At 36.8% G+C, this 20,419-nt stretch carries 16 protein-coding genes; 12 read left to right on the top strand and 4 right to left on the bottom strand.

The features are described 5' to 3' along the window. Positions 1-10: 10 nt before the first annotated feature. The 9 genes from ND2E_RS09000 to thyX all read left to right on the top strand — a co-directional run bounded on the left by ND2E_RS09000 (position 11) and on the right by thyX (position 14,771). A complete protein-coding gene (locus ND2E_RS09000; RefSeq protein WP_033094256.1) occupies positions 11-2,629 on the top strand; it encodes a type I restriction-modification system subunit M in 2,619 nt (872 codons plus the stop codon). A gap of 1 nt (position 2,630) precedes the next feature. After that, positions 2,631-3,776 carry a restriction endonuclease subunit S gene (locus tag ND2E_RS09005; RefSeq protein WP_033094255.1) on the top strand — a complete coding sequence of 382 codons (1,146 nt, stop codon included), beginning with the start codon at positions 2,631-2,633 and terminating at the stop codon, positions 3,774-3,776. Between the two features lie 19 nt (positions 3,777-3,795). Next, positions 3,796-7,638: a type I restriction endonuclease subunit R, EcoR124 family gene (locus ND2E_RS09010; protein ID WP_033094254.1), complete on the top strand. Its 3,843-nt coding sequence runs from the start codon at positions 3,796-3,798 to the stop codon at positions 7,636-7,638. A 46-nt stretch (positions 7,639-7,684) separates the two neighbouring features. Continuing rightward, positions 7,685-8,233: a hypothetical protein gene (locus ND2E_RS09015; RefSeq protein ID WP_033094253.1), complete on the top strand. Its 549-nt coding sequence runs from the start codon at positions 7,685-7,687 to the stop codon at positions 8,231-8,233. A gap of 3 nt (positions 8,234-8,236) precedes the next feature. Further along, a complete protein-coding gene (locus ND2E_RS09020; protein WP_033094252.1) occupies positions 8,237-9,070 on the top strand; it encodes a hypothetical protein in 834 nt (277 codons plus the stop codon). A 129-nt stretch (positions 9,071-9,199) separates the two neighbouring features. Then, complete coding sequence (locus tag ND2E_RS09025; RefSeq protein WP_033094251.1) at positions 9,200-10,033, top strand: Hachiman antiphage defense system protein HamA; 834 nt, start codon at positions 9,200-9,202, stop codon at positions 10,031-10,033. Next, positions 10,023-13,145: a DEAD/DEAH box helicase gene (locus ND2E_RS09030; RefSeq protein ID WP_033094250.1), complete on the top strand. Its 3,123-nt coding sequence runs from the start codon at positions 10,023-10,025 to the stop codon at positions 13,143-13,145. Before ND2E_RS09025 ends, ND2E_RS09030 begins: the two co-directional genes overlap by 11 nt. Positions 13,146-13,180: 35 nt before the next feature. Next, positions 13,181-14,002 (top strand): dCTP deaminase domain-containing protein, encoded by an 822-nt coding sequence (locus tag ND2E_RS09035; RefSeq protein ID WP_033094249.1) that lies wholly within the window; start codon positions 13,181-13,183, stop codon positions 14,000-14,002. 4 nt (positions 14,003-14,006) lie between these two features. Then, positions 14,007-14,771: an FAD-dependent thymidylate synthase gene (gene thyX, locus ND2E_RS09040; RefSeq protein ID WP_033094248.1), complete on the top strand. Its 765-nt coding sequence runs from the start codon at positions 14,007-14,009 to the stop codon at positions 14,769-14,771. 20 nt (positions 14,772-14,791) lie between these two features. On the opposite strand, the gene ND2E_RS22425 is transcribed toward thyX, so the two are convergent. Continuing rightward, a complete protein-coding gene (locus ND2E_RS22425) occupies positions 14,792-15,148 on the bottom strand; it encodes a helix-turn-helix domain-containing protein (protein WP_052056607.1) in 357 nt (118 codons plus the stop codon). Positions 15,149-15,266: 118 nt separating this feature from the next. Between ND2E_RS22425 and ND2E_RS09045 the strand changes: the two genes are divergently transcribed. Then, positions 15,267-15,761, top strand: a complete 495-nt coding sequence (locus ND2E_RS09045; RefSeq protein ID WP_033094247.1) for a C40 family peptidase — start codon at positions 15,267-15,269, stop codon at positions 15,759-15,761. A gap of 855 nt (positions 15,762-16,616) precedes the next feature. Here the strand turns inward: ND2E_RS09045 and ND2E_RS09050 are convergent. Further along, positions 16,617-17,000 (bottom strand): c-type cytochrome, encoded by a 384-nt coding sequence (locus ND2E_RS09050; protein ID WP_033094246.1) that lies wholly within the window; start codon positions 16,998-17,000, stop codon positions 16,617-16,619. Between the two features lie 335 nt (positions 17,001-17,335). On the opposite strand from ND2E_RS09050, the gene ND2E_RS09055 reads away from it, so the two are divergent. Continuing rightward, on the top strand, positions 17,336-17,578 hold the full coding sequence (locus ND2E_RS09055; RefSeq protein WP_033094245.1) for a hypothetical protein: 243 nt from the start codon (positions 17,336-17,338) through the stop codon (positions 17,576-17,578). 283 nt (positions 17,579-17,861) lie between these two features. Further along, entirely contained in the window at positions 17,862-18,665 is an 804-nt protein-coding gene (locus tag ND2E_RS09060) for a phytanoyl-CoA dioxygenase family protein (protein WP_033094244.1), read from the top strand. Positions 18,666-18,770: 105 nt separating this feature from the next. Here the strand turns inward: ND2E_RS09060 and ND2E_RS09065 are convergent, their stop codons facing one another. Together ND2E_RS09065 and ND2E_RS09070 are read right to left on the bottom strand one after the other, a co-directional pair. Further along, the gene (locus ND2E_RS09065; protein ID WP_033094243.1) at positions 18,771-19,898 is read right to left on the bottom strand and encodes a TDT family transporter; all 1,128 of its coding nucleotides are present in this window, start codon (positions 19,896-19,898) and stop codon (positions 18,771-18,773) included. A gap of 244 nt (positions 19,899-20,142) precedes the next feature. After that, positions 20,143-20,412 carry a DUF1145 domain-containing protein gene (locus ND2E_RS09070; protein ID WP_033094242.1) on the bottom strand — a complete coding sequence of 90 codons (270 nt, stop codon included), beginning with the start codon at positions 20,410-20,412 and terminating at the stop codon, positions 20,143-20,145. Positions 20,413-20,419: the final 7 nt, after the last annotated feature.

Here is a 20,419-nt window from a genome sequence, read left to right as displayed (position 1 = left end):
AGTTTTAACTATGAATAAGCAACAACTAGCAGCAAAAATCTGGGAATCAGCCAACCAGATGCGTTCTAAAATTGAAGCGAACGACTACAAAGATTTTATTTTAGGCTTTATTTTTTATAAGTATGTCAGTGATCAACTAGTAAGTTTTGTAAAAGAACAAGGCATGACTGAAGATGATATTAAAGCCTTAAGTGAAGACGATCCAGAAACCCTAGAATACGTGAAAAAAGAGCTAGGCTATTTTATCTCTTACGATAATTTATTTTCTACTTGGGTTGATCCAAAAGCCGACTTTGATGAATCAAACGTGCGCGATGCTCTATCTGCTTTTGCTAGGCTTATCCACCCTAATCACAAAAAATTGTTTGAAGGTATTTTTACCACTCTTGAAACAGGTCTGAGTAAGTTAGGTGAAAGTGCAGGTAAACGTACTAAAGCCATAAGTGACCTATTACACCTAATTAAAAGCATTCCTATGGATAGTAAGCTTGGCTACGATGTGTTGGGTTATATCTACGAATACTTAATTGAAAAGTTTGCCTCAAACGCAGGTAAAAAAGCCGGTGAGTTTTACACGCCACACGAAGTGTCACTACTTATGTCCGAAATCACCGCGCATGAGTTAAAACATAAAGACAAAATTAAAATTTACGATCCAACTTCTGGCTCAGGCTCTCTCCTGATAAACATAGGTTGCTCTGTTGCTAAATACGCAAAAAGTAAAGACGACATACAATACTTTGCGCAAGAACTAAAAGAACCTACCTACAACTTAACTCGTATGAACCTAATCATGCGTGGTATTAAACCTAACAACATCACCACCCGAAATGGTGACACCTTAGAAGATGATTGGCCATATTTTGATGAAAGCGACCCACTAGCAACTTACGAACCTTTGTATGTAGACGCGGTAGTTTCAAACCCGCCTTATTCACAAAGCTGGGATCCAAGCTTTAAAGACAGTGATCCTCGTTACTCACGTTTTGGTTTAGCGCCTAAAACCAAAGCTGATTTTGCCTTTTTATTACACGACCTATACCACCTTAAACCTGATGGTATTATGACTATTGTATTACCACACGGCGTATTATTCCGTGGCGGTGAAGAAGGCAAAATTCGAGAACAGTTAATTGAGCAAAACCACATTGATGCGATTATCGGTTTACCAGCTAACATCTTTTTTGGCACGGGTATTCCAACCGTTATTATTGTGCTTAAACAGGAGCGACAAAACACCGATGTACTGATTGTTGATGCCTCTAAACACTTTGTTAAAGAAGGTAAAAATAACAAGTTACAAGCGTCTGATATCAAGCGCATTACCGATGTTGTAATTAATCGTGAAAGTAATGACAAATTCTCAAAAGTAGTAAGCAAGAAAACCATTTGTGACAACGGATATAACTTAAATATACCGCGTTATGTTGATTCTTCTGCTGAAGCAGAAAGTTGGGATTTACACGCCACCATGTTGGGCGGTATCCCTAACAGTGAAATCGATAGTCTACAAAACTATTGGCAAGCATTACCCCAACTACACGCTGCTTTATTTAAGCCTAAGTCTGCCGCTTACAGTGAGCTTAGTGTTACCAAAGAATCGGTAAACACGACTATTAGTCAACACCCGCAGGTGCTGGAGTTTATTACCACTTATAATCAAGCGTTTTCTACGGTTAATGAAAAGGGCGGCTATGATGACTATTTAAATACTACCCTTATTCAAGGGTGGCAAACAGTTAACCGTAACCAAATCGAAGCAGACCTTAGTGAAGAATTGTTCAGCCGCCTAGTACCTATTGCCCTTGTTGATAAATACCAAGCTTACCAATATCAAAATAACCAATGGCAAATCATTAGCGCTGACTTGGAAATGATGCAAACCGAAAGCTTTGCCGCCACTAAACAAGTGGATGCCAACATGGTGATAAAGAAGAAGGCAGGTAAAGATACGGAAGTACAAGACCCTAACACTCCTTGGAAAGGCCACATACTACCTTTTGACTTAGTACTAAAGACTCTCCTGAACGAAGAATTACAAGCTTTAGCCACACAAGAAACCCGTTTAAGCGAAATAGCCAGTGCATTGGAAGAAACTTTAGATTCTCTAAGCGAAGAAGATAAAGGGCAAGATACTGTCAAAGAAAGCAAAGACGGTTTTGTGAATGCTGAAGTTGGTAAAGCAGCTAAAGCATTCCTAAAAGAGCAAAAAGACAGCAAAGTTAAGTTTGAACAGGAAAGCTACGAAGCAAAGATAATTGCAGCTAATAAGCTAATTAACGAAGAAAAAGCCCTAAAAAAAGCAGTTAAAGAAGCAGCAATGGCCTTGCACCTAAAAACAAAAAACACCATCGAAAGTTTAACCGATGAACAAGTGAATGAGCTGCTACACCTAAAGTGGATAGAGCCACTTAGTCGAGAACTAGACGCTATACCAAGCAATCTTATTCGCCAACTTACCCTTCAAGTGCAAGCCCTTGCCGATAAGTATGCGACAACTTATTCACAAGTAGCGAGTGAAATTAAAAGCACCGAACAAGAGTTAGCCGAAATGATGGACGAACTGACGGGTAATGAGTTTGATCAGCAAGGCTTGGTAGAACTGACCAACTTGTTGAAGGGCGAATAATATGAATGTAGAAAAGAAAATTCCTGAAATACGATTTAAAGGTTTCGATGACGAATGGAAGCTTTTCACATTAGGAGAACTTGGTTCAGTTGCAACAAATAAGCGTATTTTTATTCATGAAACTTCATTAATCGGCGATGTACCTTTTTATAAGATTGGTACTTTTGGCAGGGAGCCAAAACTGTTTATCTCTCAAGAACTTTTTGATAATTATAAAAAACGATATCCGTTTCCTGAAAAAGGAGACCTATTATTTTCAGTGATAGGTAGCATAGGTAGAGTTGTCGAATATACGGGTGAAGACGAATATTTTCAAGACTCAAATGTTGTATGGCTTAAGCATGATGGCGCTATTGTAAATTCATTTTTAAAACAATTTTATTCTATCGTGGAATGGGAAGGGATAGAAGGAAGCACAATTAAGCACCTATATAACCGAACTATCCTAGGGACAAAAATTCAGAAGCCTTCCAAAGAAGAACAAACTCAAATAGGCAACACCTTCCAAAAGCTCGACAGCCTAATTAACCAACATCAACAAAAGCATGACAAGCTCAGCAACATTAAAAAAGCGATGCTGGAAAAAATGTTCCCTAAACAAGGCGAAACGATTCCGGAAATTCGTTTTAAAGGCTTTAGTGGAGAGTGGGTGGAAAAGAATTTAGGGAACGTTGCAAAAATAAAGACGGGTAGTTCCAATAGAGAAGATTCTGGGCGTGATGGAGAGTATACTTTTTTTGATCGGTCAGAAGATATCAGAACTAGCAATATTTTTCTCTTTGATTGTGAAGCGGTGATTGTGGCTGGTGAAGGATCTGACTTCATACCAAAGTATTTTGTTGGAAAATTTGATTTACATCAGCGTACATATGCAATTATGGAGTTTGATGATTGCGATGGTAAATATCTGTTTTATTACATTCACCTTTTTAGAAAACATTTTTCCGATCAGGCTGTTGGTTCTACAGTAAAATCTTTAAGGCTTCCGATGTTTGAAGGTATGCCAATAAAGGTTCCAACAAAAGCGGAACAAGAAAAAGTCGGGGATTATTTCTACAAACTCGACAATATTATTAGTCGCCACCAACAACAAATCACCAAACTGAATAACGTCAAGCAGGCCTGCTTGAAAAAAATGTTTGTTTAGCAGGGAGCAGTAAAAAAACATGATCACGTTTAAAACCGAAGCACAATTTGAACAGGCTTTTATTGAAATTCTTAGGCAAAAGGGCTGGGGTGAGTATCCTGTTCTAAAAAATAAGACCGAGGCTGATTTACTGCAAAACTGGGCGAGCATTTTATTTGAAAATAATCGCCAACGTGACCGTTTAAATGATGTACCGCTGACGATGAGCGAAATGCAGAAAATTATTGAGCAAATAAAAGAGCTGAAAACGCCGCTCAAGCTCAATGGTTTAATTAATGGTAAAACGGTCGCTATTAAACGTGATAACCCTGCCGATCCTGACCACTTAGGTAAAGAAGTCAGCTTAAAAATATATGACCGCCAAGAAATAGCAGCAGGCCAAAGCCGCTATCAAATAGTGCAGCAACCTAAGTTTGAACGTGGTAGTCCACTTCGTAACGACAGGCGTGGCGATGTATTGTTATTGATTAACGGTATGCCGGTGATTCATGTTGAGCTTAAGCGTAGCGGTGTGCCGGTAAGCCAAGCGGTAAATCAAATTGAAAAATACAGCAAAGAAGGCATTTTTAGCGGTCTGTTTTCACTTATTCAAGTGTTTGTGGCGATGGAACCAAACGAAGCCAAATACTTTGCTAACCCGGGACTAGACGGTAAGTTTAACCCTGATTATCAATTTAACTGGGCTGATTTTATGAACGAGCCCAAAAACAACTGGAAAGATGTTACATCTGATCTGTTGTCGATTCCTATGGCACATGAATTAATAGGCTTTTATACCGTGGCCGATGATACTGATGGTGTGCTAAAGGTAATGCGCAGTTACCAAATAGCAGCCGCCAAAGCTATCTCCGATAAAGTGGCTAAAACAAAATGGAAGCAAATAGGCTCTAATAGTGACCGATTAGGCGGTTTTGTATGGCATACCACGGGTTCAGGAAAAACCATGACCAGCTTTAAATCAGCCCAACTCATTGCACAGTCTAAAGACGCTGATAAAGTTCTGTTTTTAATGGACAGAATTGAGCTAGGTACCCAGTCGCTAGAAGAGTATCGCAACTTTGCTGGTGATGGTGAAGAGGTGCAAGCTACTGAAAATACCGATGTATTAGTGACTAAACTAAAAAGCTCTAAACCATCTGACACCTTAATTGTTAGCTCGATTCAAAAAGTAAGTAACATTTCTGACGCCGTTGATGATGAGGGCACAGTTATTAACTCGGCAGATCTTGAAATAATGCGTTCAAAACGCATTGTATTCATTATTGATGAAGCGCATCGCTCTACCATGAGTGCGGGTAAAGAAGATAACGAAGGTATGTTAATTAGGATTAAAAAGACATTTCCTAACGCTTTATTTTTTGGCTTTACTGGCACACCCATACATGATGAAAACCAAGTCAATAAAAACACTACCGCAGATGTTTTTGGTGACGAGCTGCATCGTTATAGCATTGCTGATGGAATTCGGGACGGTAATGTATTAGGTTTTGACCCTTATAAAGTACCTACCTTTAAAGACAGCGATTTAAGAAAAGAGGTTGCCTTAGCCCAAGCTAAAGCCGATTCTGTAGCCGAAGCGATGGCTGAACCTGCGAAAAAGAAAAAGTTTAACCACTTTATGAACGACGTGCCTATGGCAGGCCACAAAGATGCCATGGGAAAGTACCACAAAGGCATTGAAGACGATGTGCCTAAAAGCCAATATTTAACTGATGCCCACCAAGAAAAAGTGGTAACGGATATTTTGAATGAATGGGATGTGCTTAGCCAAGGTAGTAAGTTTCACGCGATTTTAGCAACTAACAGTATTAGTGAGGCTATTGATTACTACCGTAGGCTAAAGGTAGCGAAGCCCGAGCTGAAAGTATCAGCTTTATTTGACCCTAATATTGATAATGATGGTGGAAACGACCGCAGCCCAACGTTTAAAGGAGATGGCCTAGACGAAATAATGGCTGACTATAATGAACGTTACGGGAAGACGTTTGACTTTGCTCGCCATGCAGCCTTTAAAAAGGATTTAGCCGCACGTCTTGCGCATAAAAAGCCTTACGAACGTATTCATACTGAGCCTGCTCAGCAATTGGATTTACTGATAGTAGTCAACCAAATGCTAACCGGTTTTGACTCCAAGTGGCTCAATACCTTGTATTTGGACAAGGTAATGGAATACCAAAATATTATCCAAGCATTTTCACGTACCAACCGCTTATTTGGTCCCGATAAACCACATGGTATTATTCGTTATTACCGCTACCCACACACTATGGAACAGCACATAAATGATGCGGTAAAACTCTATTCTGGTGACCGACCTATTGGTTTATTTGTAGACCGTATAGAAAGCAATCTTGAAGCCATGAATGATTTATCGGCTGACATTGCTGAGCTGTTTGAAAGTACTGGTATTGAAAACTTCGAACAATTACCTGAAGACACAGCAGCTTGTGCTAAATTTGCCAAATTATTCAAAACATTTAACCAACACTTAGAGTCGGCAAAGGTGCAAGGTTTGCGCTGGGATAAGCTGACATATCCATGTGGTGAAAATAATGAACGCGAGGTAACGCTTGCACTAAATGAGCAAACATACATTAGCCTTGTACAACGTTACAAAGAGTTAGCAAGTAAAGCAGAAAATGTTAGCACTGGTGGAGCTGAAGTTGCCTTTGATATTAGTGGCTATTTGACCGAGTTTTATACGGGTAAAATTGATGCCGACTACATGAATAGTCGCTTTGATAAATATTTAAAAGAATTAGACCAAGGTTACGATAAAGCCTCTACTGAACTTACACTTAACGAGTTGCATAAATCATTTTCATCACTTACTCAAAGCGAGCAAAAATACGCTAAATTGTTTTTACATGATTTACAGCGTGGTGATGCGCAGTTATCTGAAGAAAAAAGCTTTAGAGACTATATTAATGATTACCAAGACAATGCGGAAAATGCTCGAATTAACGCTGTTGTGGAAGTACTTGGGCTTGATAAAGAGTTGCTTATAGAGTTAATTAAAAGCGATATTAACGAGAAAAACATAGCTGACTTTGGGCGATTCAATGCGCTTAAAAATAGTGTAGATAAAGCAAAAGCTAAAGTTTATTTTGAAGAGAAAGACGGCACCACAATATCTTTATTTAAGCTAAACGTCCGTATAGATAAATTCCTACAACAATTCATTCTTGAACAGTCTGATGAATTATCGAGTGATACATCAGCAGAGTTGGTTGATGAAACTCAGGCGACAACTCCGTCTCCTATAGTGCTTGGTGATCAGAAGTTATACCGGGCATCTCAAATTTCAAAGCTTGAAAATGCTGAAGAAATTGGAGCGGTTATTTTAAAAACTAACTTACCATATGAAGATAACCCAGCTTCATTAATGAGCAGTGGCTATTATGCCGAACTGAGAGAACTAGGCATTGTTTCAAATAGCGTATTGGATACTACTATCATTGCTTTAATTGAACTTGAACAAATAACCAAAGAATTAGACATCCCTTTATACCAAGATGGCCAAAGTGGCATTGTTTGGGCTTTAAAAGAGACTAGCGAAGGCAGTATATATAATGAATTTATTGCCTATTTAGTGCAATTTGTTGGTGACGAAAGTTATAAACCAGTTATCGAAACCGTTGTTATAGCAGGTGGTTATGATTTGAGTAAAAAAGCGTTAAGCGCAGCGTTTATTACTATCCCCAAAAAGTTAATTGCTAAAAGAAAAGAAAAAAACAAAGAAAAGCAAAAGCTTGTCGAAGATATAGTTGCAGAAAAACAACAAATAGATCAGTCCCCAAATGTGGTTGATTTTAGGGTTAACGAAAAATTATTGGAAAAATGGAAACAAACAGAGCATTAAGCTTTCACTGTTTCACTTAACCTACAAGCATATAAGGCGTGGCTGTATGACAAACTTTGCATACCGATTATTGTTAACTATAACAGCAACGTCTTTGTTGCTGATAATTTTTGTTGTACAAAAAGGTTATACGGTTGGATTTTTCTTTGATAAGTGCACTTATTTAGTTGAACTGCCGAATGCAGTTTCTTATGCCCTTTATCTTCTCACTCCCATTATTTTAACAGGGCTAAGTATATTTTTAAGTAAATTTCTTGGCAAGGATGGATTTAAGACAGGTGAGGTCGTTGCTATAGAACATGCTAATAATAGCTTTCTTCCAAGCTACTTAGGTTACTTCTTTGTAGCATTAAGTATAGGCAACTGGGAAACTCTGATTTTTATATATGGTGTCTTGTTTGTTTTTACTTTCCTCTCGCAAGCACTCTACTTCAACCCACTGTTTCTGTTATTTGGTTTTGAGTTTTATAACATCAAAACGAAAAGCGGAGCAACAATCTTTCTGATAAGCCGAGAGCGCTATAAAACACCAAGTGAAATAGTGATAAATAAAGCTTATAGAATCAATAATTATACATTTATAGAGCGAGGATAGTTCATGGATCAAGTACTGACCAAAGTAAAAGGACATAGCAAAAAGACAATATTTAAATTGTTATCTGATCAAAAATTGTTTGATGAGTTAATTATCACGGATGATGCTTGTGTCGAGTACGTTCCAGATCATAATTTGGATGAAGATTCCTGGTTTAAAATAGAACAATTTAGTGAACAACACTATTGTCTTGAAATACTAAAAAAAGATTTCGATTCTAAAGACTACGATGATTTACTTAAAACAAAGTTTAAAGATATAGCTCAACTATATGCCATCCAGGGAGATGACTTTTATTTTCAGAAAATCACTCCCTCTCTGTTTGTTAGTAAGAAGATGATTGCATTTGGTGAAGCTGCTACGTTAGAAAATAGTGACAAGCGACTTGTTGTAAATGCATTTCCGGATGCTGTTTATTTTAAAAACACCGATAAGTTAGTCTTTAAGAGCTTAGCAACGATATCTAGTATTTTTAAAGGTATCGATGTACTTTACAAAGAAGCTACTAATGAAGAAGTAGAAACCTTTCTTGAAGAAGATTTTATCGAGCTTTCAGGTGATTTTAGTATCGAAAAAGTATCAAAACCAAATCGTAAAAGAGTTGCATTAGCCATGGATACGCTTGCAGCTATGCCAGCTGAAGATAGAGACCAAATGTGTTCTTATATCCACAGTTATTGTGAGCAAAAGCTTAAGTTTGATAAGGATAATAGTAAGTTTGAGGTAACGACTGATGATGAACTTAAGTACCTGCTATATGGCATAGAGCAGCGGTTTTATACAACGCCATTAGGTCACGAGAAACGCTTAGCTAATTCAGTTCAAGCGATGGACTAGTTTAGATACAGTATGAGCTTTCAAAAGAATTGATAAATACATTAGTTCAATTTCTATTTTAGTAAAGACAAAGAATTTTTCATAAAAGCATATGACTATATTGAAGAACATTATTAAGGGAGGTGTAGTATGCCATGGACAAATCAACACCTGAAATGGCTAGAAGATACAGGTGATATAATAACTACAGCTTGTGGTAAACAAGCTCCTATTTATACTTTCAATCCAGATATGGCAGATGAAGCTGCTTTGTCTGCTTGGGCAAAACATTTCAGAAACCATTATTGTGATGATAATGAAATTGATGACTTAAGAGATGGTACTGGACTGTCTAGAAAGGAGTACTTACTAAAAACAAAACTCCCTGTTCAAAAGGTTACTGCGCCCCATGAGAAGACCGGTCCTGCTACTAGATCAGGAGATTTCACAGAGATACTTGTATCTGACTTTCTAGAGTTTAATTTAAATTACTGGGTTCCAAGGACTCGTTATGAATTTAAAGTGAACCCAAACTTATCTGAAAATGGTTCTGATGTTATTGGTTTCAAGTTTTCGGATGATGGTAAACCTAAGAATGATGAGTTAATGATTTATGAAGTTAAAGGGTCACTAACTGGGAATAAACCTTCAAATCGATTACAAATAGCAGTAAATGACTCAAATAAAGATCGCTTTAGAATTGCAGAGTCTCTTAATGCAATAAAGCAACGATTAAAATTAAAAGGACTTCAACAAGATGTACCTAAAGTGCAGCGTTTTCAAAATATTGGAGATCGCCCATACAAAGAAAAATACGGGGCGGCATCTGTTTTAACTAATACAATGTACTCTGATGCAGAATTGAATAAAACTGATACTACAGGACATGTTAATAACTCTGCTTTGAGTTTATTGGTTATTAAAGGTGATGCTTTAATGGATTTAGTTCATTTTTTATATCAGAGGGCTGCTGATGAAGCTTGAACATAGCTCAAAAATATATCTGTCTATTACAAAATCTAAAGCAAAAATGTATGAATTTGGTGTAGAGGAAGAACATCATATTAACTTAGCTATTGAGCCTCAAAAGTTACTATTATTAACTATTGGGATACTCGGCGATTTATCCGCTATAGAGGCTTCTCATTTAGCGCAAGATGACAATGATGAAGAATATCTTGCTTTAAAAAGTCAACTGATAGATGTAAGCCAATATTTTGATTCTTTGAACAATTCAAGATTAGAAAGCTCATTATCTAATTATTTAAACCTGTTAGGTTCAGCCTCTTATTACTTAGCTGATATGCCAGGTAGTTCTTTAGTTTTAATAAAAGATGTAGATTACGATATTGATGAACTCACACCTTCCTATATCGAAGGAGTATTAATTTGGCTGCTAAAAGGAGATTTAGAGCAAATCTGGTATGTTGCAGGTAATTGTGACTTTGAAGGAGAGTTAGAATATTTTACATCGAGTATCACTAAGTGCTTCAAACAAGAAGTCCCATTTGCCCAACTTGATGATGCAATAAGAAAATTAAGGAAAGCTGTATACGAGGGGGGGAATGATCGTGAACTGCTACTTGTTGATATTTTGGCTGCTATAGCTAAGAGAAAGTTAGAATATTCATCGTTAATTTGTCTTCCAAAATATACTGGCTTAACAGTTGACCTTTGGAAGGCTGCACTAGCAAAAGACAGTTTCATTAAAGAATTTTGGCCTGCTCAACGTTTGTTGGGCGAGAAAGGGATTTTTGAAGGAAAATCAGCTGTTGTTCAGATGCCAACCAGTGCAGGTAAAACAAAATCAACAGAATTAATTATACGCAGTTCTTTTTTATCAAAAAGAAGTAACTTAGCTGTTGTTGTTGCTCCATTCAGAGCATTGTGTAGGGAAATAGCTGACTCATTTAAAAAGTCATTTTCAAATGAAAATATCAAAATCAATGAACTACAAGATGTCCCACAATTAAACCCTAATGATTTAGCAATGATTAACGACCTGCTGAATATAGAGGATGATGACAATGTTAGCGATTCAGTTATTGTATCCACACCTGAGAAACTCGTTTACTTACTGCGTCATGAACCAGAATTAGCCTCTAATATAGGTTTATTAATTTTCGATGAAGGTCACCAGTTTGATTCGGGCTCTAGAGGTGTTACATATGAATTATTACTAGCATCCTTAAAGGTTAATATTCCAGATGATTCTCAGCTAATACTTATCTCGGCTGTTATGTCTAACGCTGAAACTATAGGTGACTGGTTGTATGGAGAAAATGGAACAGAAGTTAAAGGTACTCACTGTTTGCCAACAATTAGGTCAACAGCATTTGCCAGTTCATCGGGACAACTGCAGTATATAGACAAAGAATTCGTTGGAGAAAGAGAGTTCTTCGTTCCTCGAATAATAAATCAGGTAAATTTAGGGACTCAAGGAACATTGGAAACAGTTGAACGAATATTTCCTAAAAGAGGCGATAATTCCGCGGTATCAGCTTATCTAGGGATAAAGTTGGCTCAACAATCACCTACAGCTATATTTTGTGGAACAAAAGCTATAATCACATCTATCTGTAAAACGTTAGTAGATTACTATTCAAGGGGGCTAGATATGCCACCTCCTATAGTTAAAAGTGATGAACAAGAGTTATCAAAGATTGCAAACTTGAGTCGAATGCATTTTGAAGACAATAGTATTTTCCCTAAAGCCATTGATTTAGGTATTTTACCTCATGGGTCCAATATTCCAAATGGACTCAGAGTTTCAGCTGAATGGTCAATGGAGAACAATAAAGCTTCACTTGTTGTTTGTACCTCAACATTAGCTCAAGGTGTAAACCTTCCAATTAAATATTTAATTATTTCAAATACAGCCCAAGGTATAAATAAAATATCAACTAGGGATTTTCATAACCTTATAGGTCGTGCTGGAAGATCTGGCTATCACACCGAAGGTAGCGTTATTTTTGCCAATACAAAGCTATACGATGAACGACTTACATGGGCTGGTGAAAAAAGGTGGCAAGAAGTAAGAGCTCTATTAGACCCTTCCAATTCAGAGGACTGCGTAAGTAGTTTAAAGCTACTGATTGAACCAATTATAGTTGGTAATCAACAGTTGAAAGCAATTAAATTTATAAAAAATCCTACTAAGTATAGAAAGCTGTGCTTAAAAGCAGCTAGAAAAAATGGGGTGACGGGGCAAGATTTAAAAGATTTATTATTTGACTTGAATAGTAAACAAAAGACAATTAATGCCCTTGAGAGCTATATGATGTCTTTTCTGAAAGATGCATCAAACGATAATAATGAAACTGTATTTTTAGATTTGGCCCAAGGAACGTTGGCTCATCATTTGTGCTCTGAAAAAGAAAAGCTCTTACTCATTGAGGCTTTTGAATTAATTTATCAATCGGTAATAAATATTGAGCCAGGGAAACTCTCTTTTTATGGCAAAGCACTATTGGGTATAGAAGATTTAATCTTCATTGAGGAATGGTTGGAAGAAAACTATGAATCTTTGTGTGCTCAAGAAGATATATTTGAATTATTTAAATACATTTGGCCACTGCTGTTAGATGTGTGTAGAAATGAACTTTTTGAAAAATTAAGTCCTTTAGAGGTGGTTTTAGAATCGTCGTGTTTATGGATATCAGGGGCAAGTTATAGCGAAATATTTAATTTTATGGGTACGAATAAAGTAAGGTACCAAGCGGGTACGCAATCTCGCAAAGTTACAATGGATCAGATAGTTAAATATACTGATAACACGCTAGGCTACGATGCTATGTTAATAGTAGGTGCATTAGCTGACTTGTGTAATGGTAAATATGATAACGAAGAATTAGAAGAAGACCTTAAACATTTGCAAAATAGTTTAAAGCTTGGTTTATCAGCTAACTTTGAACTCTGGTTGCACTCAAAGGGTTATGTAGACCGAGAAATATGTAAGTTAATATCAAAATCTTTCCATGAATCAGGTGCCGATATTAGTAATTTTGAAGGTAACATATTAGATAAAAACAGCGAATTAGTATCTAGTATTATGTCTGAAATGCCAACGTATTTTTCAAGTATACAAGTTAATTAGTTAGTGTTAATAAATGAATTTAATAGAGAATTAAAATGTTTTTAAGAGACGAAGATATTAAAGCTCTCATTGCTACCAATGCGATAGAGAATGTTTCAGATATGACTTCAGATGAAGATGGAAGTAAATCGCCAATTCAACCATCTTCATTTGACGTTTCCATAGGAAAAATTTATGTCCCAGGAAAATCCCCTGAAGAGCTAGGTGGAGTTGAAAACCCGTTAACAAAAAATCATACATTAGCCCCAGGCGAAACAGCTATAGTTGAAACTGCTGAAATTTTACATTTACCTGAAGATGTTGGTTCATTTGGCTTTCCTCCTACCAGTGTATCAAATGTTGCCGTTTTAATTACTAACTTGGGTCATATTGATCCTGGTTACGACGGTACTATTCGTTTTACGTTGGTAAATATGGGAAAGAATGCATACTCTTTAAAGGCAAGAGATGTAATTCATACTATGCTTTTCTTCAAGCTAAATGAAGCTCCTAAGAAATGTTTTCGAGATCGTAATCCTAGTATATCTACAACCAATGGTCTACAAGGGGTTAATGCAGAACTTTTATCTAGTTTGAATACTGATTTTCTTAATGTAGGTGAAAGGGCAAGTAATGCTGCAAAAATCGCTGTTAATAAACAGATTCCTCGGTGGAGTATGCTTACTACTATAGCAGTAGCTTTGATTGCAGCAGGTTTTAATTACAGTAGCTTTAATTCAAAATTAGATGCTTTTGATAAGAAAATTGAACAAAAACTTTCATCTATAGAGTTAGAAGAAAAAGTAAAAGAGCTTACAGAGAAAGTTGATAAATTAACTCAAGAAAAAAACAAATTAAAAGATAAGGTAAAGAAATAATAAAATGAAACCTCGCATTTCTATTATCGCAAGACCTAATATTGATTGGCTAGCAATAGAACGTTTTTTAGACGATGAAAATACAACTTGGAAAAGAACTAAGGATTCAACCAATCCAGAAGAGCTAATTGAGTTCTCCGGACGTATTTGCTATATGTCCTTTGGTAACAAGCAATCACCAAGAACAAACCAAGAGTATATAAAGAACTTGATAGAACAAGGACATGAAAGCGTACTGGAACATGTTAATTGGACTTTTGAAATATCAAATGTAACGAGATCGTTTACACATCAACTAGTTAGACACAGAATTGGCTTTTCATATAGCCAGTTATCACAGCAATATGTAGATCATAGTGATTTTGAAGTTCATTCGCCTATAGATTTTGATAATCTTCCCAAAACATCACAAGCCTGGGATAAAGTCCAAAGGTTGATTCGTGATAGTTATACTGAAATAGTTGAAACTCTTGATGATGAACTAGATTCCGGTGAATTTGAAAGTAAAAAAGAAAAGAACCGCCTTATAAATAGTATAGCTAGGCAAATATTGCCAAGTGGAACCGCAACATCATTAGTTATGACTGCGAATGCTAGAGCACTTAGGCACTTTCTTAAATTACGTGGAAGTACTCAAGGTGATATGGAAATGAGGAGTTTCTGTGTAACTCTATTTGATTTACTAACTAAGGAAGCACCAGCAGTATTTTTTGACTTTAAAAATGTAACTCTATCAGACGGGGAGGAAGCAGTCGCTAAAGGATCATAAAAACGCATTTTTACTGTTATTTATTTCCCTTTTGTTAAAAACAACGTCAATAAAGCTCCAATAGCAGCACCAGTTAATACAGCGCCAGATGTATTGGCTTCCTTTGTCGTTGTAACGTTAACAGCGTCCTCTGTACTAAATGCTTCTACACCCTGTGAAGCTTTCGATATTATATCTTCAGGTTTAACACCTAATGCCGCACAAACGACAAACAATTGATCGATAGTGATCATTGCCTTTCCTTTCTCTAATCTAGATAAAACAGGTTGAGATATACCTGTGATTTCCGAGATCTCTGATTGCTCCATTCCTAATTCTTTTCTAATGCTTTCTAGTTCAAATCCAACTAATGCGTTGTACGTTATTTGTTGATTCATAACAAATTCTCAAAATCAATAATTGACAACTATCCAATATAAGGATAGCATCCGTTTTAAGTTGTATATTCGTATTTAGAATATATGTAAATTTTTGTATGATATAAGGATAACAGAAATGTTGTTGAATGAGAATATGTTTGCTGAGCGTGTATTAGTATCAGTGACAAAAGTGTATAGAAAGAAAGTGTCTGGTTTAGTAGCTCATGCAGGATTAATGCTTAATTTCGAGCAGGGTGAACAATTGGTTTTGCATACGAATCCAGAAAGGAATACTCATCTAAGTACTATTGAAGAGTTTTCAGATGGAGAGCGCCTCGTGATAAAAGGATGCTTTAGTGCTACAGAAGAGATTGTAGAGAGAATTCAGAATAGATTATTTACTGATTTGAAATATAGCGTATTTAACAATTGTGAGCATTTGGTGAATGAGGTTCTTACTGGTCTCCCAACAAGCGAACAATTAAAAACATCGTTAACCGTATCACTGGTTGGAACGGCCGTAGTTGCATGTAAAGCTGCGAATCGTAATGCAACAACCCTAATAATCGCAGCGTTAGTATTTGGAGGGGTAGGGCTTTATTTAGAGAAACAAAACCAGTTGTCTTCGTAATAAAATGAGTAACGAGTTTGGTGAGGTTTTGCTGAAAATACCAAAGTTTCATAATTCTAGGTGGTTATGATACAAGGTGTTGATTATTCTTGTGTTTACCCGTAAGTCGTTGAAAATCCAATCGTTAAAGGTGTGTGCATCACGGAGTGCATCATGCTTGGTTTTAATTGTATTAAATTCATATTAATCAGTTATATATGTGCTGAAGCTCATAATCGTGCCAGTTGAGGCTTTAGTGATAAAATTTATTGTGAAATTTGTTGGAAAATTTTAATAGCTTCTTTAAGCATGTTTTACGTACTAGCTCAAGTCTTTGACGTAATCGTTAATATCAATTAAATAAAATAATGGTTTGTTCTTAATCTGTAATTTTGGCTAACAATTCAACGGCAAGCGTTGAGTTAGATAGATGCAAGATAGAATCAGTGATTTTTAAAATTGCATACTTTACAACTTGTTAACTTTGTATTTCGAGTCTCTCTATCCGCACCACTAGATTAAATTATTATAAAAGGCCGATACTTAATGTGTCGGCCTTTTTGCGTTTAAAGCAACCTTATAGCGACTCATTGGGGGCAACGCTGTCAGAGGGGGAATAGCATGGTATCTATAATATATAATGCCATTTATATTCTGAGGAATTTTAACTTTATTCAAAATTTTCACTTAACTAAGGCTAAAACGCCATGGATTATGGAAAAAGAAGCTATAACTACATTGAATAGGCTTATTAATTTGATTTATCTTGATTCGTTCGTCAGGAACTGGATTTGAAAATGAAACATCTATTATTAAAAAAGAGCCTGTAAAGTAAACTTCAAAGCTCTTTTTTCATCGTGATAAAAACACTACCCATTACTTTAAAGACTTGAGATATGCCAATAAATAGTTCTGCTCTGCTAAGTCGGTAATTTGAACATGGCGCATACGCGTACCTGGCACTAAAATATCATTACCTGCAATCCATCGACGAAGATTGGCTTCTGTCCACGTTAATCCAGATTTCTTCAACGCGTCAGAATAGGCAAAACGTGGCAGTGAGGCTGCTTTACGGTTTATAACACCAACTAAACTCGGACCAAAGGTGTTCTTGCTGGTATCGGTTGAGTGACAGGCACTACACTTTTTAAAAATCTCTTGCCCTGCTGCTTGCATCATCACTTCATTGCTAGCTTCCGCTAAAGAAGTAAAAGAGATAGTCGCTGCTAAAATTGACATACCTAATATTTTACTTTTCATTTTATTCCCTTTTTATAACTGAAAGATTCACTGATATTGTATTATTAATCTTTCATTGCAGATGTAGACCAAAAGGATGAAATAAGCGTACTTATAAAGTATGAGTTTGCCTCGTTATTAAGTCGTTATCTTGCGGAGGAGGCAAGTTTGCAGCTGGCAAGTTAAAGGCAGATTAATTTGGTGTTATATCTAACTATCTTTCCCTATTAGCCAGTAGGTTCACTTGCAGTGAAGAAGTTAAAAGAGAAAGTTGACAATCTAAGTGATAATGATTAATGTTTGCCGGTCTGGTTGTGAAATAACCATAAAAATCTTTAACTTAAAGGGATCTTTAAATGAAAAATATTCTATTAGTTGCATTATCAACTCTTCTATTTGCTTGTAGTAGCACTGATAAACAGGGTGATGATAGTCAACTTACCGCGGCACAAAAAGCATCTGGTTATGAATGTAAAAACGTTAAGGTAACAGGTACGCGTATTAGTAAAAAAATATGTAATACCGAGGCTGAGCGTCAATACAGTAAAGAACATGCTGATGAATTCGCTCGAAAAATACGGGATGACGTCACTAATTAGTGATAATAACCCCTAGATAATAAATCTAGTGAGTTACATCACATGATTTTTTGACCATTCAAAAAATCATGTGATGATCCCTAAATAACTTGTCAGCTTGAAACTAACTAAAGATATTGTCATAACCTTTAGTTATCATCCCCGTAATCTATCCCTTCGTTTATATTCTCCTTTAATACTTTTTTTGAAAGACTGATGGTCATTGGATACTTTTACCATTAAAATTCGCGGTTCAGTATGTGTTGCTCTTATACAAATGTTTTCGTGGAGGCAGTAGGCGTAAATGGTTGAAGATAGAAGTCAGTTATATAGCAGTTATCATGAACAAGGTTACTTTGTTATTAGAGATTATTTTACCGAGACTGAGATTTCAGCGCTTAGAGAAGTCATCTTAAAATTCCATGATGCATGGAAAAAAGATAACGAAGCCTTCTACCAAGAGGAAGCGTTTAACTCTTCTTTAATCACTGGGAGTCAATACTTAACGTATGACGAACGGTTGACGTTGTTTAACTTTATCAGTTCAAAAAAAATAATGGCTATCGTCGATTCTGTCATGGCAGCTGATCCCGCTTTTATGAATACTCAGTTGTTTTTTAATCCGGTGAATCCTCTTCAAAAAGATTTTTGGCACAGAGATTGTCAGTATGATTATGATATTGAAGATCAAAAACGAGTCATTGAGGAAACTCAAGTCGTACATTTTAGAATTCCTTTATTTGATGAACTTGGCATGGAGCTAGTGCCAGGCACGCACAAACGCTGGGATAATGATGAGGAATTTGCTGTCCGACAAGAAGAGAAGGGCAGAGTCAGTAGTGAAAGCCTTTCTACAGGGAAAAAAATACAGTTAGCGGCAGGTGATTTATTAGTGTTTTCGGCTGATATGATCCACCGTGGTCTTTACGGATTAGATCGTTTAGCGTTGGATATGTTAATTTTTGACTCAGAGGGTGACTATGTCGATTACGTTGATGATGACTGTTTACCTGAGACCTCTATGCTAGATGAAATTGTTGATCCAAGGTTGTTTATCAATACCATTGATTTAAAAAAGAAAGTTAATTCGCTAGTTAATGAGTATTGAGACAACCCGAGCACTTTACACCTCTGTAGAGTGCTAGAGTGCTAAAGTGCTCTTGTTTCACGCAAGTTTCAGGCTAATCTTTTAAGGCTTTAGTAATACTGCTTATTATTTTGGCCCTTTCTTCGCGATGACAACAGGTGCGCTTACAGGATTTTTCATTATATGCCCGCTTTTAAGCCCTTTAATTGTTCCCCACGCAGCTATAACCCAAGCACACAATAATCCTGCAAATAAGATAACCGCGGCCCATTCAAAGGCGGGCAACTCAGTATGCTGGGCGAGTTGGCTTGTGCCGGTTACACAGGTGCCAACAGGGAAGGTAAATGCCCACCAGGTGAGGGCAAAGGGCATTTTTCTACGTAGTGCTCGTAAGGTTAGAAAACTCGCTAAAATTGACCAATAAAAGGCAAACCCCCACACGGGCACGCCATACAAAATAGCCATAGTATTGAGGCTGCCAGCTATCGGTTGCTCTACAACAGCTAAGGCCACTGCGCCTAGTGCACCGGCTGCGGTGATTGATTGTCCTAGTGGCCCTAACACTAACCACAAGGTGGGGACACGTGCGCCTCCTGATGTACCTGAGTGTACTAAACGGCCCCAGATTAAAGTGAGAATAATCATTGCTGCCATCAAACTCGTACCGAACATGGCATAACATGCATAAAGCATGGTTTGTTGTAATAAAGACTCTTGAAGGTGAGGAATAAACATCGCGCCAATTGCTGCTGATACCATAGGCGGAACAACAGGCATAAGCCAGCCGCCAAAAGCGGCATCTCCACGTACTTCATGATGGGTAAAAAGTCGATAAGGAATAATCACGGCTGTCATTATTCCTACAAGGGTGCCTGTTATCCATAGAGACCAAGCAATAACCATTTGTATTTCTTGTGTAAAAAAGTGCTGGCCAAATAATAAAGTGCCACCGGCAATGGTTAATAGTGCCATAGGCGGCGCACCAAAAAATTGCGCCATAACAGGATCATTAAATTGGCGTTTGATAATGTGAGGCTTAGTAATGGTTTGCAGTGTCTTGAGCAGCAACATTATCATTAACATGACAGAGGCAATAACCCAGATAACCAGTCCAACTTGGCCTAGGTGTCGACCCACAATAGGCAAACCTACGGCTGCGTTGGCAATAATGCCGGTGCCCATGACGGATGCAAACCAGTTTGGGCCTATTTCTGTATTTAATTCAGGCTCTTTACTTTCTACAATCGCCGTCACGTTACTCTCCTTGCTTGTTCAAAGCATTTATCGATGGATAAACGTGTTGAACTGATGACTAAGGTCTTACTTGTAAACATCTTGATTTCTTTCATTATTATCGTAACAGATTACAAGTATTATGTTTTCATGAATAGTAATATCAACGCCATAAAAAAACCACATTCAGTTTCCAAAATGTGGTCTTATCATTCAAATAGTTCGAATATTTATTTTTTAGTACTTATTTCTTAGCTCTTATTTCTTAGTACTTATTTTTTAATAAAGGCAGCCAATGGCCAAAGCCCCAAAGCATGGTTTGTACAAAACTAATCTCAATATTACTTTTATTTTTTACTTTGCCTTTCATCGCAACAAACTCAAGTAAGTGCACCAAAAGTACAATGCCAGCTAAGACTAGAAGGTAAAATTGATATTCTGTGGGTAATGGTGATATCGATATCAAACCTAGTATCGCCAGTATCCATAAACCTGCAAGTAATGCTTTAGTACTGTGTATTATCAAATTAAACATGTTTTTG

Origin of the sequence: Colwellia psychrerythraea, assembly GCF_000764225.1 — a bacterium.
In the GTDB taxonomy this organism is placed as follows: domain Bacteria; phylum Pseudomonadota; class Gammaproteobacteria; order Enterobacterales; family Alteromonadaceae; genus Colwellia; species Colwellia psychrerythraea_D.
The sequence above is the reverse complement of the archived record's forward strand: the minus strand, read 5'-3'. Positions and strand labels throughout refer to the sequence as shown.

Coding starts and splice junctions, on each gene's coding strand:
- ND2E_RS09000 (WP_033094256.1), top strand. CDS start 11: ATGAATAAGCAACAACTAGCAGCAAAAATCTGGGAATCAGCCAACCAG.
- ND2E_RS09005 (WP_033094255.1), top strand. CDS start 2,631: ATGAATGTAGAAAAGAAAATTCCTGAAATACGATTTAAAGGTTTCGAT.
- ND2E_RS09010 (WP_033094254.1), top strand. CDS start 3,796: ATGATCACGTTTAAAACCGAAGCACAATTTGAACAGGCTTTTATTGAA.
- ND2E_RS09015 (WP_033094253.1), top strand. CDS start 7,685: ATGACAAACTTTGCATACCGATTATTGTTAACTATAACAGCAACGTCT.
- ND2E_RS09020 (WP_033094252.1), top strand. CDS start 8,237: ATGGATCAAGTACTGACCAAAGTAAAAGGACATAGCAAAAAGACAATA.
- ND2E_RS09025 (WP_033094251.1), top strand. CDS start 9,200: ATGCCATGGACAAATCAACACCTGAAATGGCTAGAAGATACAGGTGAT.
- ND2E_RS09030 (WP_033094250.1), top strand. CDS start 10,023: ATGAAGCTTGAACATAGCTCAAAAATATATCTGTCTATTACAAAATCT.
- ND2E_RS09035 (WP_033094249.1), top strand. CDS start 13,181: ATGTTTTTAAGAGACGAAGATATTAAAGCTCTCATTGCTACCAATGCG.
- thyX (WP_033094248.1), top strand. CDS start 14,007: ATGAAACCTCGCATTTCTATTATCGCAAGACCTAATATTGATTGGCTA.
- ND2E_RS22425 (WP_052056607.1), bottom strand. CDS start 15,148: ATGAATCAACAAATAACGTACAACGCATTAGTTGGATTTGAACTAGAA.
- ND2E_RS09045 (WP_033094247.1), top strand. CDS start 15,267: ATGTTGTTGAATGAGAATATGTTTGCTGAGCGTGTATTAGTATCAGTG.
- ND2E_RS09050 (WP_033094246.1), bottom strand. CDS start 17,000: ATGAAAAGTAAAATATTAGGTATGTCAATTTTAGCAGCGACTATCTCT.
- ND2E_RS09055 (WP_033094245.1), top strand. CDS start 17,336: ATGAAAAATATTCTATTAGTTGCATTATCAACTCTTCTATTTGCTTGT.
- ND2E_RS09060 (WP_033094244.1), top strand. CDS start 17,862: ATGGTTGAAGATAGAAGTCAGTTATATAGCAGTTATCATGAACAAGGT.
- ND2E_RS09070 (WP_033094242.1), bottom strand. CDS start 20,412: ATGTTTAATTTGATAATACACAGTACTAAAGCATTACTTGCAGGTTTA.